The organism is uncultured Fibrobacter sp. (genome assembly GCF_946062555.1).
Classification (GTDB): domain Bacteria; phylum Fibrobacterota; class Fibrobacteria; order Fibrobacterales; family Fibrobacteraceae; genus Fibrobacter.
Window position 1 is genome coordinate 1 of sequence record NZ_CAMGVQ010000010.1, and the last position, 17583, is coordinate 17583.

A 17583-nucleotide genomic window follows, 5' to 3' on the forward strand; every position below is an offset into this window, starting at 1 on the left:
AAATCAAGACACAACAGGTCGAGAAAAAACACAAGAGTATTGAAAACGAAATTCTTCGCTCTGAACAGGCTTATGAAGTTTTGAGCGAAAAGTTTACGAATAACGAACTGTATGTTTGGCTTGAAAAGGAACTCGGAAAAGTATTCAAGCAATACGTAAAACTGTTGCTTGATGTAGCCAAAATGGCAGAAAGAGTATATCATTTTGAGATAGATGGCAAAATAACTCCTGTTTGCGACTTTATACAAAATGATTACTGGGATAATTTCCGTAAGGGCCTGCTCGCACCAGAACGAATATTGCTTGATTTAAGGCGGATGGAAAAGGCCTATCTTGAAAATGATGTGCATGAAATGGAAATAACTAGACCGATAAGTTTAAAAGAACTGCAGGAAAAGGCTGACGATTATGAAATTGATGACACACTCTATGTTAATCCTTTGAATAAAATCCGAGAGGATGGAGCTTGTAATTTCCAATTAACCGAAAAATTTTTTGAGAATGAATTCTCGAATTTGTCGTTCTTGCGTATAAAAGATGTTCAAATACATGTAAAATTAACCGAAAACGCGTCTTTGAATTATCTTAATGCGAAACTTACACTTACTGCTGCATCCATATATGGATATTCTGTTTTATCGTCAGGCTCTTTAAGCGCCTCAATGGTAGCTAGTTTAGTACATCAGGAGCCAAATAACTTCACAACGCCATTTAGTTCGGAAAAGTTAGGCGTCTTTGAGGGTTATGGCACGGTTTCAAAATGGACGCTAGTGCTAAATGGTCTAAAACAAGAAAAAGAAGCAGATGATTATCCTATAGATGATGTAATTGTTTATTTGACATATACGGCAAGAGAAGGGGGCGAAAATGCATAAAAGAATTAAGCCATTATTGCTTCTTCTTGGAATTCTTGTTGGCTGTTCTGAAAACGTCTCGTCACCGCAAGATTCTCAAGAATATAGCTCAGTTAACGACTCAACTCAAATATTTTTTTCTTCGAGTTCTATAAGGATCGAGGAATCATCTAGTTCCGAAAAAGCAATAGAATCCAGTAGTAGTGAAAAAAAAGATAATAAATCTTCAAGTTCTGCAAAGAGTGAGGAATCTTCAAGTTCGGAAAAACATGTAGAATCCAGCAGCAGCGAAAAGAATGAAAATAAATCTTCGAGTTCTGCAAAGAGTGAGGAATCTTCAAGTTCGGAAAAACATGTAGAATCCAGCAGCAGCGAAAAGAATGAAAATAAATCTTCGAGTTCTGCAAAGAGTGAGGTGTCATCAAGTTCGGAAAAACATGTAGAATCCAGCAGCAGCGAAAAGGTTGTAGAAAGTTCTTCAAGCGACAGCATCGCCGAATCGAGTGCTAGCGAGTATTATAAATTAAGTTGGGATTACCTGAATCCATCTATTCCCTATGACACGATTATTGATTCAAGAGATGGCCAGGTGTATAAAGTTGTAACTGTAGGTAGTTTAATTTGGATGGCAGAAAATTTGAATTATTATGATACAATTCAAATACCGGAATTAACTGCTCATTCGTGGTGTTTTAACAATGATGTGAATTATTGCGAACGGCGAGGAAGGCTTTATGATAATCCGGTTGCTTTGGATTATGACTCAACCCAAACAACAGTGTATAAACGATATCAAAACGAAGAAGGTGGTTATGACTCTTTAAGTGTTGTGGGAATTTGCCCGGGCGGATGGCGAATTCCTACGCGAACGGAGTGGCTGCAATTAAATTCATCTTGTTCTGTAAGGTCAGAACAATGGGGCGGGGATAATTCATGTGGTGTGTCTATAAATTCAACTGGATACAGGTATGCGTATAGAGATTCTACTGATTTCATTGCGGGTGCTGCTTTATATTGGACTTCATCATACAACTCGGCGAGTAGACCTTTTATGATTAGGTTTGAAAGAAATAAATTGGGCGAGTATGACATAATTTGGCGATCTAGCGGTTTGTCAATTCGTTGTGTCAAGGATAAATAACTTTTTAGAGGTGCTATATGGCAGACAAGAAAAAAATCCTCTTCTGGCCCGATGTCTATAAAGAACAGGGTCACTGGCTTCCGACTCTTGCATGGGCGGATTTTTTGAATTCGATGAGTAATTCAAAAAATGAAAAATTGTATGACATAAGTTATATGGGAATAGCCGATTGTGAAGAGATTGTTCGTAAATTTCAAGCGACATTCGCTGTTAGTGAAGATAATAGGACCTTTTTTTATAAAACTATTTTTGCGAAGACCTATCCGTATGGCTATACCAATGAAATTCAGACTACTCCGAGTAATAGGTGGAAACCAGACCATATCTGGAATCTCGCTTTTGCGGGTTTCAATAATGATGAACTGAAAAAATTCGATCTCTCAGACAAAACATTAATTGATTCTAAAGATATAAGAGATTTTTTCAATTCGAAAAAGCCGGATATGGTTGTGTCGGGGTATTTTACAGCACTGGAAACTTTGATTCTTTATTATCACGGGAAAAAATCAAATTATTTTAAATCTTTAAAGAATTTCGTTTTTTCAACAACCTATCTAAGGCATCCGAAAGAAGATCTTGCCACGCATGCTTTGCAAAACTTAATGGCTTTTACCGAAGAAGAACAAAATAAGCTAATCAATATTGTTCTGAACCACGAGAAAAATCCTGATTTGTGGAATACTTTTTGTAAATGTTCTCTCGATGATTTTGTAGCTCCATTAAAGACGATGTTTGAATTTATTCCCTGTGCAAAAAAGTTTGATTATACAAATTATTCTAAATATCATGGAAACTTAGTTCAATATGGAGAACCTTGTATTACGAGGGAGCTGGATACTATAGATGATGGCTCTAAAATACCATGGTCATATATACTTGAAAAACCGAAATTGATCTATGTTACTGCAGGCTCGCAGGTCCTTGATTATGGTGATAGTGCTTTATCTTTGTTCTTGTCTATGATAAGTGCTATGCAATCTTCTGATATGAAAGATTATCATTTGATACTGTGCGTTGGTTCCACTCTTATTCAAAAACATTGGGATGAATATGACAATGTAACTGTATGCGGGTGGGCTCCACAAAGACGTATTCTTAAAGCCATTGCCGCAAAGGAGGATCGGTCTAGTTGCGCTGTTATTCACGGTGGTCTAGCAACGATTAAAGAATGTATTTACTATGAGGTGCCCTTTCTCGTGTTGCCTTTAGGCAAAGATCAGATGGATAATGCCTTAAGACTTGAAGATTGCGGAATAAAAAATAGGTTTCATATAGAATATATTAAACCCAAATGTCTCCGTTATTTTATTAATCAGGTTTTGCAGGATTATCAGTCCTTGCAGAATTTGAAGAAGATGAGCAGTGAATTCCGGCTGGCGGAAAAGGCGCATTTAAGTGCGAGAAAAATAGCTCATTTGGTTGAAAATGATAATCTCAATAATTTCAATGAACATGACTCTGCTGCTAAAAATTGGTGCTCTACATATAATGCAGAGTATAATGCTTTAGATGTTTAAAAAATCCGCTTGCAGCGGTATTTTTAAACAAATTAATTATTGCCGGTCGCATTTTTCATACTTAGTTAAATCAATAGAGCTAAAACTTGACAGAAAGCGCAAAAGTGTCTAAGTTTTCAAAGAAAGAGTTCGAGGCTTATCGGAATATGTACCACAAGATCTGGGATCACAATGCCCTGAGAAAGGGTTTCTTCAAGGAATTCGCGGAAGACATCAATGCGAAGATTGAAGATCGTACTCGTGAAATTGCGAAAAATCTGATAAAGCTCGGTGATTCTGACGAGAAAGTTGTCGCGGCCACGGGACTTTCTTTGGAAGACGTCGTTGTTCTTCGTAGCCAACTCGAAATGTAAAGATGATGCCCGCAGTTATGACTGCTGATGAAATCCTGCAGTTCAAGATTTAACATTTTCTACACAAATGTTCACTAAAAATTAGACGGCAGGGCCGTCTTTTTCTATATTGCGCGGCATGACAAAGTCTATCGAAATCCGCGATGCGCACGAGCACAATTTACGCCATGTGAACCTTTCCATTCCCCGCGATTCCATCGTGGTGGTGACCGGCGTTTCCGGTTCGGGCAAGTCGAGTCTTGCCTTCGATACGGTGTTCCAGGAGGGCCAGAGGCGCTTCGTGGAGTCGCTTTCGGCGTATGCGCGCCAGTTTATCGGCCGCATGAAACATCCTGAGGTGGAGAGCGTGCGCGGCATTTCGCCGACGATTTCGATTGACCAGAAGACGGTGAACCGTAACCCGCGTTCCACAGTGGGTACGGTGGTGGAAATCTTGGACCATTACCGCTTGCTTTTTGCGCGCTTGGGCGTGCCGCACTGCCCCGATTGCGGGCGCGTGATCCAGGCGCAGACGGTGGACCAGATTGTCGATAATTTGTATGTGAGTGACGAAGGCAAGCAGATTACGGTGATGGCGCCGATTGTGCAGGAGCGCAAGGGCGAATACCGCAAGGAACTGGCCGAACTCAAGGAAAACGGATTTGTGCGTGCCCGCGTGGACGGCACGATTTATCGCCTGGAAGATGTCCCAGCGCTCGTGCGTTACGAGAAGCACACGATTGAAGCGGTGATTGACCGCCTGACGCTGGAACGCAAGAACATGAGCCGCCTGCGCGAGGCGCTGGAAGGCGCGCTGAAACTGACCGACGGAAAACTGGTGAGTTTCTTGCTGGCTGCGGGCGGTTCTGCAGGTGCGGGGGATGCGTCGCAGTCTGGAAATGCGGCGGCCAAGGAAGAATATCGCTTGCAGGGAACGCTGCTCGCTTGTCCCAAGTGCGGCATCTCTATTCCGGAACTGGAACCGCGGTTCTTCAGCTTTAACGACCCGAAGGGACGCTGCCCCGCCTGTAAGGGCATGGGCGAAAGCTACAAGTTCGACCTGGACTTGATTATCCCGGACAAGACGAAGTCTATTAAAGAAGGCTGCATCGCGACCATCAAGAAAGATGACGGTACGCTGATTTTCAGCGACTTCGGCCGCCGCAACTTGAGGAACATCGCGAACGAGATGCATTTTTCGCTGGATACGCCGTGGAACAAGCTCAAGAAGGCTCAACAGGATGCCGTCTTGTACGGCACGCCCAGCGGGAGTGAACGGGGAATCATGCCCATCATGGAAGAACTGTGGGATATGTGGCATATTTACCACTTCCGCAAGTACATGCAGATTGGCGTTTGCCCTGAATGCCACGGCACGCGCATCAACCGTACGGCGAATGCGGTCACGTTCCATGGCGTGAACCTGACCGAGATGACGGAATGGTCCGTCGAGAAGTCGGTGGAATTTTTCAATAAGATTGACTTGTCCGAAAAGGAAAAGCGAATCGGCAAGGAAATTCTGAAAGAGATTCGCGGGCGACTTTCGTTCCTCAATGCGGTGGGGCTGGGTTACCTGGCCATCAACCGCAAGGCTTCTACTTTGAGTGGCGGCGAGGCTCAACGCATACGCTTGGCAAGCGCCGTGGGCGCCGGCCTGCAGGGCGTGCTTTACGTGCTTGACGAGCCGAGCATCGGGCTTCACCCCCGCGATAACGATAAACTGCTCGGGATGCTGGAACATTTGCGCGCGCAGGGCAACTCTCTGATTATCGTGGAACACGACGAAGACACCATGCGCCATGCGGACTGCGTGATTGACGTGGGGCCGGGTGCCGGTGTGGAAGGCGGTCGCGTAATTGCGGCAGGAACCGTCGAAGAACTCGAGAAGAACAAGGCGTCGCTGACGGGCGCGTACTTGAGCGGTCGCAAGGCCATTGAAATTCCCGAAAAGCGCAAGAAGATTGACAAGAATACGCCGAAACTCAAGATTTGCGGTGCCGCCGAGAATAACCTCAAGAACATCGATGTGGAAATCCCGCTGGATGGTGCGTTGACGGTGGTGACGGGCGTTTCTGGCTCCGGCAAGAGTACGCTGATTAACCAGATTCTGCGCCGCGAATTGGCCCGCGTGTTCTACAATTCCGAAGAACCGGTGGGCAAGTTCGACCATTTGGAAGGCCTCGAGAATATCGACAAGGTGATTGAAATCGACCAGACGCCCATTGGCCGCACGCCGCGAAGCAACCCGGCGACGTACACGAAGATTTGGGACGACGTGCGCGACCTTTTCGCCAGCATGGAAGAAAGCAAGATTCGCGGTTACAGTAAGAGCCGCTTCAGCTTTAACGTGAAGGGCGGCCGCTGCGATGCCTGCGAAGGTGCGGGCGTGAAAATCGTGGACATGCATATTCTTCCGAGTGTGCAGGTGACTTGCGATGTGTGCGGCGGCAAGCGCTTTAACGATGCAACCCGCGAAGTGTATTTCAAGGGCAAGAACGTCTCCGAAATTCTCGACATGAGCATCGCCGATGCGGCGGAATTTTTCAAGGATATCCCGAAGATTGCAGAACCGCTGAATTTGCTTGTGGAAGTGGGCCTCGGCTACCTCACTCTGGGCCAGCCTTCGACAACGCTGAGCGGGGGAGAGGCGCAGCGCATTAAAATTGCTTCTGAACTGCGTCGCCCGGGTACAGGCAAGACGCTTTACCTGCTCGACGAACCGACGACGGGCTTGCACTTTGAAGATATCCGCAAGCTCATGGATTGCCTGAACCGCTTGCGCAGTCTCGGCAACAGCGTCGTGATTATCGAACACAACCTGGATGTGATCAAGTGCGCCGACTGGATTATTGATTTGGGCCCGGATGCGGGTATTCACGGCGGGCGAGTGATTGCGACAGGAACGCCGGAACAGATTGCGAAATGCAAGAAATCCGAAACGGGCAAGTACCTCGCGCCGGTGCTTGCGAAAAAGCACGGCGAAAATCAGCATTTTGACCGCACGCTCAAGGGCGGCGAAGACTTGTCGCTGGATATCGAGGTGCATGGCGCCCGCAAGCATAACCTCAAGAACATCGACGTGACGATTCCGCGGCACAAGCTTACGGTGGTCACAGGCGTTTCGGGCTCTGGCAAGTCGAGCCTCGCTTTCCATACGCTGTTTAGCGAAGGCCAGCGCCGCTTTGTTGAAACTTTAAGTACTTATGCCCGCCGATTCCTCGGTCGCCCCGATCACGGAAGCATTGATTCTATTTCGGGCCTCGCGCCGGCGATCGCCATCGACCAGAAGAGTGCGAGCAAGAGTCCGCGCAGTACGGTGGCGACCCTCACCGAAATTTATGACTACTTCCGCATTTTCTGGGCGAGGGTCGGCACCCCGCATTGCTTGAAATGCGGGAAGCCCGTGTCTTCGTACAGCGTGGGCGACCTGATGCAATACGCCTTCGACCGCGACTTGAACAAAAAAGTCACGGTGCTTGCCCCGTTCGAAATCAAGGATGTGCTCAAACTTTCGAAAATCCTTACCGAGAAGGGTTACCGCAAGGTTTACCTCGGCGATAAGCTGGTGGAACTGCCGCTGCCGAAAATTCCGACCCGCGAAAAGCAACTGTTCGCCGTCGTTGATACGGTGGTGGTCAAGGAAGAAAACCGCGCCCGCCTGGTAGAAGCCTTTGAACGCGGCTACCGCGACGGTAACGGAATTCTCTACGTGGAAGACGAGAAGGGCGGTCGCTTGGCCTGCTCCGAAAAGCCGGGCTGCCCCGATTGCGGCTGGTACATGGATTCGGCGCTGAACCCGAAACACTTCAGTTTCAACACGCACTGGGGCGCCTGCGAAACCTGCCTTGGCCTCGGTCACTTTAAGGACGGCGAAGTCTGCCCCGATTGCCACGGCGAACGTTTGAAACCGGAATATCTGGCGGTCCGCATCGGCGACAAGAACATCATGGATGTGAACCACATGAGCATCGCCCAGGCGCTCGATTGGTTCAGCAACGAAAACTTTAAGCGAGATAATTTCGGGAAAGACAAGAATCCCGACGGCAAGATGACGGTCGCCGAACCTCTGCTCCGCGAAATTGTGGGCCGCTTGAACTTCCTCAAGGGTGTAGGCCTCGGTTACATCGGTCTTGATCGTGCGGGCGACACGCTTTCAGGCGGTGAATCCCAGCGTATTCGCCTGGCGAGCCAGATCGGTAGTGGTCTCGAAGGCGTGCTCTATGTGCTTGACGAACCCACGGTGGGCTTGCACGAAAGCGATACCGCCATGCTCCTCAATACGCTTTACCGCCTGCGCGACCTCGGCAATACGCTCGTCGTGGTGGAACACGACATGAAGATGATGCAGGCGGCAGACCATATTATCGATATGGGCCCTGCGGCGGGTGAGTTCGGCGGTGAAGTCGTCGCCGAAGGTTCTCCGGAACAGCTTTCTAAGCCTTATGCCCTGCAACAGTTCCCGCGCAGCGAAACGGTCAAGTATTTGACGCACACCATCCCGATGGCGAACGAGATTGCGGCAAAGCCCATTACCGATTCCACGGAATTCTACGAATTCGAAAAACTGAATCATAACAATCTTAAGAATTTGTCTGTAAAGTTCCCGAAGGGAGCCATTAGCGTGGTCTGCGGTGTGTCTGGCTCGGGTAAGAGTTCCATGGTCATGGACGAAATCTACCCGCGCCTCAAGAAGAAATTCCAGGCCCGCGGTCGCAAAAAACAGAGCGGCGAAGTGTTGCTGGTGGACCAGAGCCCGATTTCGGGGACTCCTCGCAGCACGCCCGCCAGTTTTACGGGCGTGTTTGACGACATCCGTAAGCTGTTCGCCAAACTGCCGCAAGCCAAGTTGAAGGGCTTCGACTACGGGCGCTTCAGTTACAACTTGGCCCGCGGCCGCTGCGAGGCCTGCGAAGGCCGCGGCGCTATCTCGGTGGAAATGCACTTCCTTTCGGACGTGTGGGAAGTCTGCGATGTCTGCGGCGGCAAGCGCTACAATCAGGAGACTCTTACCGTCACATTCAAGGGCAAGAACATCGCCGACGTGCTCGACATGCGCGTCGCCGAAGCCTGCGAATTTTTCAAGGACCAGCCGAAAATCCTCCCGAAGCTGGAATGTCTGCGCGATGTGGGCCTCCCGTACGTAAAACTTGGCCAGTCCGTGACTACCCTCAGCGGGGGCGAATCCCAGCGCCTCAAACTTGCTGCGGAACTTGCCCGCAAGCCCGCCCAGGAAATGGTCTACTTGCTTGACGAACCGACCACGGGACTCCACCTCAGGGATATCCAAATCCTCTGGAATATGCTCCGCAAGCTGTCTGCCCGTGGCGATACCGTGATTGTCATCGAACACCATCCGGACATTATCCGGCTTTCGGATTGGAAGGTGGAATTAGGCCCGGTTGGGGGCTCCGAAGGCGGTTATTTGCTCAAAATGGGGGCGAATGATTGAGTCTTTTTAGCAAAAATGTTATCTTTATGTGAGAAAAATGGAACATTTTGTGTGTTCTGGTGGATTTGAATATAGGAGTTGATATGTCCTTAAAACGATTGCTTCCGTTCTTGCTGTTGCTCCCGATTCTTGCGCTGGCTGACAGCGACAAGAACTTTAGGGTCGCCCCGGTGATGTTCAAGGAAGGCGTTTCCCTTCAGCCGATTGCCAATATGGCGATTATCAAGGAAGGCAATATGATCCTCTCGGAACCACCCATGGTTCCGCTTAAGCCGAGTATCATGTTCCTGCGTCATAAGAAGGGCCCGAAGGAATACCTCTGGTTCTCCGGTCCGGTCAATGTTGAAAACTTCGAAAAACTCCATGCGTTCAGTATGGCGGATAACTACCTGAAACCAGCCGAAGTAATGCTGATGCGTTTCTATGCGACGCAGAATTCTAGAGCGTTCCAGGACGAAGCCGATATCTATTTCGACAAGGACTATATCTATTCTCCGCGTGTTCCCAAGCTCTTTTTCAAGAAGAACGGCCAGTGGCAGGTGCTGCAGGAAACGAGTCGCCCCGGTATCTTGACGATTGAATCTCCGGTTCCCAATTTGCAGGTGACATCCATTTCTGCCCGTATGAAGAATGTCCCGCCGCGCATTTACCCTCTGTCCCGTGGAATGTACGCCTTCATTTTCGAGGCTCCTAATTACCTTCCGTATGTCGATGCCGTTTCCGTAGAGGATTCCGAAGTCAAACTCCAACCGCAAATGGTGGTTGCCGATACGGTTTCCAAGGTGAAGGTGACGACTTCGGTGACCATGGAGGCTGTTGCCAACGCGAAAACCCTGGAAGAAACTGAATCCCTGTTCGATATCCTTTCCAAGGAAATCCAGAGCTCGATTCCCAAGGTTGATACCAATGATTTCGGAAAAAACTATCCGTCGCTGCGTAAGCCCCTTTCTTTGGGTGTTGCTGCGGATGACAGCGTCTATATCAAGTATCGCAACCGCTACAACAATAAGCGCGAAGAATCCCTGTTGATGTGGCGCATGAACAAGATGGGTTCCGCAAGCATCGTAAACAGGGCCCTGCGCCATAAGCTGGATAGCTTGCAGAGTCTTCCGTTGCAAGTTTCGCTGGTCCCGACAAAGATTGAACCTGTTTATGAAGACGAGACTTGCCCCGAGGAGCCGGCTCCGGCTCCCGTTGATTCTGCTGTTAAAGCTGATTCTGTGAAGGCCGATACTACGGCTCAGACTGATTCTACTGCCCATGCGGCGGATTCCGCTGTGGTGACAGACTCTTCTGCGACGAAGAATGCAACGGCTGCGGCGGATTCTGCTGCGGCAGATTCCTCCAAGCAGGCTCCCGCACCGGCTGCGGCTGAACCTGCTCCTGCCAAGGTTTGCAAGCTCAAGGCCGTCCGTCTGGTATTCGGCAAGCAGGGTGAACGCTTTGATGTGTCCTGGAGCGGTAATGCCAAGGAATACACGGCGGATTCTCTCTACGCGCTCCTTTCTTCGGGTGTTGCCGTGCGCGCGTTCATTAGCCTCGAGAATAACAAACCGGTGTGGCTTTATAACGGCGCCGACTTGGTCGGCCGTCACCATTACCGTTATGTGAAACTTGAACTCTCCATAAACAATGCGAAGGTTCCCTGCCGCGGTGCCTTTGAATTGCCGGGTTACATCTTTGATCATCAGGAAGTCCAGGAATGGCTGAACCGTCCAGTCGAAGAAATACCGCACCTGCTCACTGAAACTCCTGAAAAGGTCAAGCAGCAGGAAGACGACGGTCTTGTTCTTGACATGGCTTTGCGTGTCCCTCGCGTGATTCGCGACAAGATGCACGGCAATGTCGCCCTAATCGATTCCGGTTCGTTCCGTTACAAGGGTAAGGTCGTGGCGATGTCCGGCTTTGGTATTCAGACGACCGAAGTGACGCAACAGTACTTCAAGGATGTGATGTCTCATCTCGATTCGACGAAACAGGTGAAGGACCGCTCCACTTTCAAGGGCGCCCGTATTCCGGTGCACAACATTACATGGAGCGATGCCCGAGCGTTCTGCAAGGCTATTGGTGGCGACCTGCCGACCGAGGCCCAGTGGGAATTTGCCGGCCGTGCCGATAACAACGAAGGCGCCTTGTGGAACCTGGACGAAGATCCGAACCCGGGACTTTATGCCATTTACAAGGCAAATTCCTATAGCTTGGGCAAGAAAAATCCTGCGTATGGTCCGCAGCCGGTCAGCAGCAAGAAGTCCAACGCCTGGGGTATTTTCGATATGTCGGGTAACGTGGCCGAATGGACTCAGGATTCCTACTTCATGTTCTCTGTCTGGGTAGAATCCTCTAACCCGACGGGTTCCTTCTTCGGTTCGTCCAAGGTCTATAAGGGCGGCTCCTGGAAAGACAAGGAAGAAGACTTGAACCTGACCGAAAGCGACGATGAAGATCCACGCTACTGGTCCGACAGGCTTGGTTTCCGTTGCGCCTTCCCGCGTAACATCTTTGAGGGACAGCAGAAGTAATGACTGATATTGCTAAAAACGATATACCTACAGGCATACGCGAAAAGAGGCTTTTCAAGAAGTTGACGGCAATTCCCTATTTGCTGGTCCTTTTGGCTCTGTTGATGCCGTTAGCCAATGTTTCTTGTAACGATGAAAAGGTCGTTGCCGAGCCGAACCTGTATGAACTTGTTTCTGGTTTGAATCTGGAAACATCCTTGAAGGAACCTGCGCTGGGCATTCTCCATAAAATGCAGTCCGGCAATCCGGCAGCTCTGGAAAAATTCAAGGAAGCTATGCCCCATTTCCCGAAAATGGAACCTGTCTCGGCGCTTTATGCAGTGTTGATCGGTACTGTAATCGCGGCGGTCTTCGCCCTGTTTACGCCGCTCGGATCAATCGCCATGGGGATGATTACGATGGTCGCAATGTGGTTTTTCCTGGCTCAGCTAGGACAAGTTAATGCGAGCATGGGAATTCCGCTCTTGAAGGTGGAACCCGGCCCCGGAATCCATGCGGCGTCGTTCATGATTCTGATTGGAACGGCGATGAACCTCGCAAGTATCATCCGCCCGATTGTCGAAGAAATCAAGGCCCGTCGTAAAAAAGACTAGGGAAGGCTCCGCCCTCCCTAAGCCCCTCCCTGCACTTAATAATCCGCTCTGCCTTGGTGAAAACTCTAGAGTGAAAGCAGATTATTTTCGTGAGCGCCTAATAGAGACTAGGGAAGGCTCCGCCCTCCCTAAGACCCTCCCTGCACTTAATAATCCGCTCTGCCTTGGTGAAAACTCTAGAGTGAAAGCGGATTATTTTCGTGAGCGCCTATGGCGCATTTTGTCGCAACTAGATGCGACTTTCTCTATTTACACGTTGAACAGGAAGTACATGATGTCGCCATCCTGTACCACGTAGTCCTTGCCTTCGGTGCGGACGAGGCCTGCTTCCTTGGCGGCGTTCCAGCTGCCGTGCTTCAGGAAGTCTTCGTAGCTTAATGTTTCGGCGCGAATGAAGCCGCGTTCGAAGTCGGTGTGAATCACGCCTGCGCACTGCGGGGCCTTGTAGCCTGCATGGAACGTCCAGGCGCGGCATTCCTTTTCACCGGCGGTAAAGAAGGTGCGGAGTCCGAGGATTTCGTAGCCCTTGCGCACCACGGCGTCGAGGCCCGATTCCTTCATGCCGAGTTCCTTCAAAAATTCGGCCTTTTCGTCGGGTTCCATGGCAGAAAGTTCTTCTTCGATCTTGCCGCTGATCATGATGACTTCGTGACCGTTTGCGGCTGCGTATTCCTTCAGCTTTTCGACGTAGGCGTTACCGGTCAGGATATCGTCTTCCTTGACGTTTGCACAGTAGAAGAGCGGCTTTGCAGTCAGCAGGGCCAAATCCTTCACGATGAGTTCCATTTCTTCGCTGTCGTGCATCACGGTGCGGGCTGCCTTACCTTCCTGGAAGGCGTCGCGGAGCTTTTCGCAAGCGGCGAGGCGGGCCTTGGCTTCGGCACCACCCATGCGGGCGGCCTTGGCTTCGGTAGCGAGGCGTTTTTCGACAGAGTCGAGGTCCTTCAAAATCAGTTCGGTTTCGATGATTTCCACGTCGCGGACCGGGTCAACGGAACCGTGCACGTGCACGATGTTTTCGTCGTCGAAGCAGCGGATGACTTCCATGATGGCTTCGCATTCACGGATGTGAGTCAGAAACTGGTTGCCGAGGCCTTCGCCCTGGGCGGCACCCTTTACAAGACCTGCAATGTCTACAAATTCTGTAACGGCGGGAACGATGGATTTCGGATTGTAGACCTTGACCAGCTCGTCGAGGCGGCTGTCAGGCACGCTCACCATGCCCACGTTCGGTTCAATGGTGCAGAAGGGGTAGTTGGCCGCTTCGGCGCCGGCGTTGGTGATGGCGTTAAAGATGGTGGACTTGCCCACGTTGGGGAGGCCTACGATACCGCATTTAAAACCCATGATAATCTCCGTTTGATGGCGACCCGGAAAAATGTGGGCCGCTCTAATTTTTTTGCGTAGTAAAGGTAGAAAAATGCCCTTGTGGGCGGCTGCGTGAAAATCTAAATTTACGCCCGATTTTAAGGTGAGTATGGCAAAGACCAATGTAGATATGTTGAATGGCCCCCTGGGGAGAAAGATCCTGTGGTTTGCCATTCCGATTGCCTTGAGCAGCATTTTCCAGCAGCTGTTCAACTTGACGGATGTTGCCGTAGTGGGGCAGTTCGCTGGCGACAAGGCGCTGGCGGCGGTCGGTGCGAACACTTTCGTCATCAATTTGCTCATCAACCTGTTCGTGGGAATTTCGGTCGGGGCGAATGTGGTGGTTGCCAATTCCATCGGTGAACGCAGTTACCGCTCCGTGACCCGCAGTGTACACACTTCGGTGATGGTATCGTTCTTTAGCGGAATTTTCCTTTCGTTCGTGGGAGTCTTATTCGCGCATCCCATTCTTTCGGCCATCTCGACTCCGGCAGACATTCTGGACGACGCCGTGCTTTACCTGCAAATCTACTTTGTGGGAATGCCTTTTGCCATGGTCTATAACTTTATCGCGGCGATCCTGCGCGGAAAGGGCGATACCAAGCGTCCGCTCTATGTGCTCATGGTGGCAGGTGCTGTGAATGTGGTGCTGAACCTGGTTCTGGTGGCGGGTTTTGGGCTGGGCGTGTCGGGCGTGGCGATTGCGACGGTCATTGCCAATGCTATCAGTGGCGTTACTTTGTTCTACCTCCTGCTGCATGAGGTGGGCCCCTTCAAATTGGAGCTCTGGAAGTTGCGCGTGACGCCCTTCTTCTTGAGCCGCATTCTGCGCGTAGGGATTCCGACAGGGCTTCGCGGCGTCGTATTCTCGTTTAGCAATGTGTGCCTGCAGTCGGCTATCAATAGCCTCGGTTCTGCAACGGTGGCGGCTTCGTCGATTGCCCTCAATTACGAATTCGTGGTGTACTATTGGCTGAGTTCTTTTTCGCAGGCGTGCGTGACATTCGTGGGGCAGAATTACGGTGCCAAGAATTTGGAACGTTGCCGCCGTACGGTCCGCTGGTCGCTTTTGCTGGGGTGTTGCTCTACAGTTGTCTTGAACGCGCTTTGCTGCATTTTCGCCTATCCGATGCTTTCGGTGTTTACGTCGAATACCGAAATTATTGAAATAGCCTCCATCCGCATGTATGTGGTGGTGGGACTCTTGTTCATTAATGTTTTCCTGGATGTGTTTTCCGGGGCGCTTTCGGGAATGGGCAAGTCCCTGGCGCCTGCGCTTACCTGCATGGCGGGGGTGTGCGGAATCCGAATCCTCTGGGTGATTTTCGTGTTCCCCAGGTACAAATCCTTTGCCTCGTTGATGGTGGTTTACCCGATAAGCTGGGTTCTTACGATTTCTGTGATTATGGGAATCTACTTCTACCACATAAAACGGGTTAAGTTTTAGTATATTTCGGTTGATGCGATATTTAAGCCTTACAGCCTTATCTTTAATGTTCGCCCTTTCGGCATGCGTTTACGAACCGGAACAGTTCGTGGAATCTGAAAAAGGGGAAAATTCGAATTCCAACAATTCGGTGACCGATATGGGGACGCTTTATGCGGTGAACGACGGAAAGCAAATTTGCAATCCCTCGGTCTCTCAAGATCCTAAAAACTACCCGGCTTCGATGCTGTGGTTGAATTTTGGCGGTACGCTCAAGGTTAAGGCTCCGGATTCCGTTTACACGACGTCGAAGGTGGTGCAGCATGATCGCCTTTCGGTGTCCGATACGTCGGGCAAGGTGCTCTGGTACCTGATGCGCGATACCGAGGCGGGCGATTGCCAGTTCCAAGATCCTGAATGGAGTACGCATCCGAATTATATCGTTGCTCTCCGCGCCTTCAATTCCAAGGGAGAAAGTGGCTGTAAGGAAAGCGATATGGATTACGGCATGTTTGCAGTCCGTATGTCCGACAAGAAAAAGTTCTTTTTCTACAACAAGGAAATGAGCGAGTTTGCGACGCCTCACCTGTGGGTAGAAACTGGTGCCGAACCCGATACGGCTGCCGCGGATAGCACGGTGGAAGATTTCTTCGGTACGAATCAGGTGCGCCTGGTTTATGTGAACAAGAAAGATGAAATTGTATTTGTGGATTATGCGAACGGCGGAACCAAGGGGGCAAAGACGCTCAAGAAGCCGTCGGGAGTCGATGGCTGGATGATGGACAGCCCCATGATTTCGCCTGATGGAAATTATGTGGTCTACAACATGATCAATTCTTCGATGACGGGGTGGAAATCCTTTATTCAGGAATTGTCCGGAAATTCGAAGCCTATTGAAATTGAAAAGTCTCCGGGTATGATTTCGGAACCGGTTCAACCGCGCTGGTTTACCTATGCGGAACGCCTGTTCGTGATGTGGACGGAATTCCCGCAGGGATCGCAGTTTGTGAACAAGAATGACCTGTCCGAAGTTTCGGTGCAAGATGGGAGTGCTGGTCGTACGGTGATGCGCGAAGTCTCGGTTGCGACGGGTGCTCCTGCCGACCTTGCTTTTGCCTGGGCCGGGGATATGATTGAAATTGCCCCGATTCCGATGATTGGCGGACGTTCTCCTGATGGCCGCTTTGTGGCGACCGGTACAAACTTGGGCTTTTTGCTTGAACTCCCGTGAGGTGAATCGTGAAGAAGAGTTTATTTAGCGGGATTTTGTCGGGAGCTGCCGTGGCGGCTCTTTCGGGCGTTGCTTTTTATGCTGGTTTGAATTCGCCTGTCGAAGTGGCGACTCCGTGGGAGTCTATTGGCGGTTGCGGTGCCGGTGGTTCGGGTGGCGGCTCGGGAGATGGTATCAAGTGGATTGGTCAGGGTGTTTCGGGTGGATACCTTGAAACCGAAGTCTTTACCAAGTACAGCGTCGGGCAAAATTTTTCGGGTGTGACATTTACTCCGCATTTTTCGATTAAGCCGACATGGTCCACCAAGCTAGGCGTGTCCATTCCGTGGATGAGCCACAGTGGCGAAGTGCAGTACCGCAGCAACCAGATTCCGACCGACCGTACGACGGGCGGTATGGGCGATATCAGCTTTGACTTCAGCAAGACAATCGGTAGCGGTGGTGCCGCATCTCTTTCGGCGAGTCTCACCATTCCTACGGGGCAGTACGACATCAAGCGCGGTACTGATGCCGCCGAAGAAATTTTGCCGAGTAGTTTCCAAAAGGGCTCGGGCCTGTATTCGCTCACTCTCGGCTGGGATTACAGCCGAGATACCGACCAGGGAATTTGGCTTTACGGTCTTAGCTACACGCATCCGTTTGCCATGCACCTGATTTCGGGTGAAAACGAATTCAACGATTCCTACTGGAAGGATATGGACCATAAGGGCGATCGCTTCGAGTACCGCTTCAAGCCGTATGGCGAAAACGACCTTGGCGCCTACACTCCTCCTTCTGTCGGTGGTTCTATCGCTTATGGTTACCGTGGCCGTCCGGGAATCGTGCAGAGCTTCGGCGTGAATTTCTCGATTCCGCTCGGAGTCGCCTGGATCAACTCCGAAAAGGTCGGTACCTACGATCCGCGTCCGGATCCTGATCATCAGGCGTGGTCTGTGGCTTTCGCTTATGGCATCGAGTTCTCGAATGCGGATTTCCCGGTGTTCCTCGCCGTTTCGCTGCCGCTGCACGACAAGGCCAATGCGGCTGACCCGAGCGACGAATACGATGAAAGCCCCATGCGTAAGTGGGACGCTCCCGACTGGAGTGACTTTGGCCAGCAGTGGACCATCGCCGTCGGCATCAAGGGAAGCTTCTTCTAATTCGGTTTTCGGAA

At 50.3% G+C, this 17583-nt stretch carries 10 protein-coding genes and 1 pseudogene; 10 read left to right on the forward strand and 1 reads right to left on the reverse strand.

What is annotated here, in order from left to right:
- The 7 genes and pseudogenes from Q0P86_RS04315 to Q0P86_RS04345 form a co-directional block, all read left to right on the forward strand.
- Window positions 1-875 (forward strand): annotated as a pseudogene (locus Q0P86_RS04315) (hypothetical protein); the annotation flags it as partial.
- Complete coding sequence (locus tag Q0P86_RS04320; RefSeq protein ID WP_295037688.1) at window positions 868-1995, forward strand: FISUMP domain-containing protein; 1128 nt, start codon at window positions 868-870, stop codon at window positions 1993-1995. The pseudogene Q0P86_RS04315 and the gene Q0P86_RS04320, both read left to right, overlap by 8 nt.
- 17 nt (window positions 1996-2012) lie before the next feature.
- Window positions 2013-3512, forward strand: a complete 1500-nt coding sequence (locus Q0P86_RS04325; protein ID WP_295037690.1) for a glycosyltransferase — start codon at window positions 2013-2015, stop codon at window positions 3510-3512.
- Between the two features lie 104 nt (window positions 3513-3616).
- Window positions 3617-3865, forward strand: a complete 249-nt coding sequence (locus tag Q0P86_RS04330) for a hypothetical protein (RefSeq protein ID WP_295037692.1) — start codon at window positions 3617-3619, stop codon at window positions 3863-3865.
- 118 nt (window positions 3866-3983) lie between these two features.
- Complete coding sequence (gene uvrA, locus Q0P86_RS04335; protein WP_295037694.1) at window positions 3984-9293, forward strand: excinuclease ABC subunit UvrA; 5310 nt, start codon at window positions 3984-3986, stop codon at window positions 9291-9293.
- 83 nt (window positions 9294-9376) lie between these two features.
- Window positions 9377-11812, forward strand: a complete 2436-nt coding sequence (locus Q0P86_RS04340; protein ID WP_295037696.1) for a formylglycine-generating enzyme family protein — start codon at window positions 9377-9379, stop codon at window positions 11810-11812.
- Complete coding sequence (locus Q0P86_RS04345) at window positions 11812-12405, forward strand: hypothetical protein (RefSeq protein WP_295037698.1); 594 nt, start codon at window positions 11812-11814, stop codon at window positions 12403-12405. Before Q0P86_RS04340 ends, Q0P86_RS04345 begins: the two co-directional genes overlap by 1 nt.
- 249 nt (window positions 12406-12654) lie before the next feature.
- Here the strand turns inward: Q0P86_RS04345 and ychF are convergent, their stop codons facing one another.
- A complete protein-coding gene (gene ychF / locus Q0P86_RS04350; protein WP_072976638.1) occupies window positions 12655-13752 on the reverse strand; it encodes a redox-regulated ATPase YchF in 1098 nt (365 codons plus the stop codon).
- Between the two features lie 130 nt (window positions 13753-13882).
- Here ychF and Q0P86_RS04355 point away from each other — a divergent pair, with 130 nt between their 5' ends.
- Genes Q0P86_RS04355 through Q0P86_RS04365 form a run of 3 tightly spaced genes read left to right on the forward strand, consistent with a single transcriptional unit; the run spans window position 13883 to window position 17569 of the window.
- A complete protein-coding gene (locus tag Q0P86_RS04355) occupies window positions 13883-15220 on the forward strand; it encodes an MATE family efflux transporter (protein ID WP_295037701.1) in 1338 nt (445 codons plus the stop codon).
- 13 nt (window positions 15221-15233) lie between these two features.
- A complete protein-coding gene (locus Q0P86_RS04360) occupies window positions 15234-16430 on the forward strand; it encodes a hypothetical protein (protein WP_295037703.1) in 1197 nt (398 codons plus the stop codon).
- Window positions 16431-16438: 8 nt separating this feature from the next.
- Window positions 16439-17569 carry a hypothetical protein gene (locus Q0P86_RS04365; protein WP_139257639.1) on the forward strand — a complete coding sequence of 377 codons (1131 nt, stop codon included), beginning with the start codon at window positions 16439-16441 and terminating at the stop codon, window positions 17567-17569.
- The last annotated feature ends 14 nt before the right edge of the window (window positions 17570-17583 follow it).

Bases quoted from the DNA above. Each gene is read 5' to 3' on its own strand.
- Q0P86_RS04320 (WP_295037688.1), top strand. From the start codon at position 868: ATGCATAAAAGAATTAAGCCATTATTGCTTCTTCTTGGAATTCTTGTT.
- Q0P86_RS04325 (WP_295037690.1), top strand. From the start codon at position 2,013: ATGGCAGACAAGAAAAAAATCCTCTTCTGGCCCGATGTCTATAAAGAA.
- uvrA (WP_295037694.1), top strand. From the start codon at position 3,984: ATGACAAAGTCTATCGAAATCCGCGATGCGCACGAGCACAATTTACGC.
- Q0P86_RS04340 (WP_295037696.1), top strand. From the start codon at position 9,377: ATGTCCTTAAAACGATTGCTTCCGTTCTTGCTGTTGCTCCCGATTCTT.
- Q0P86_RS04345 (WP_295037698.1), top strand. From the start codon at position 11,812: ATGACTGATATTGCTAAAAACGATATACCTACAGGCATACGCGAAAAG.
- ychF (WP_072976638.1), bottom strand. From the start codon at position 13,752: ATGGGTTTTAAATGCGGTATCGTAGGCCTCCCCAACGTGGGCAAGTCC.
- Q0P86_RS04355 (WP_295037701.1), top strand. From the start codon at position 13,883: ATGGCAAAGACCAATGTAGATATGTTGAATGGCCCCCTGGGGAGAAAG.
- Q0P86_RS04360 (WP_295037703.1), top strand. From the start codon at position 15,234: ATGCGATATTTAAGCCTTACAGCCTTATCTTTAATGTTCGCCCTTTCG.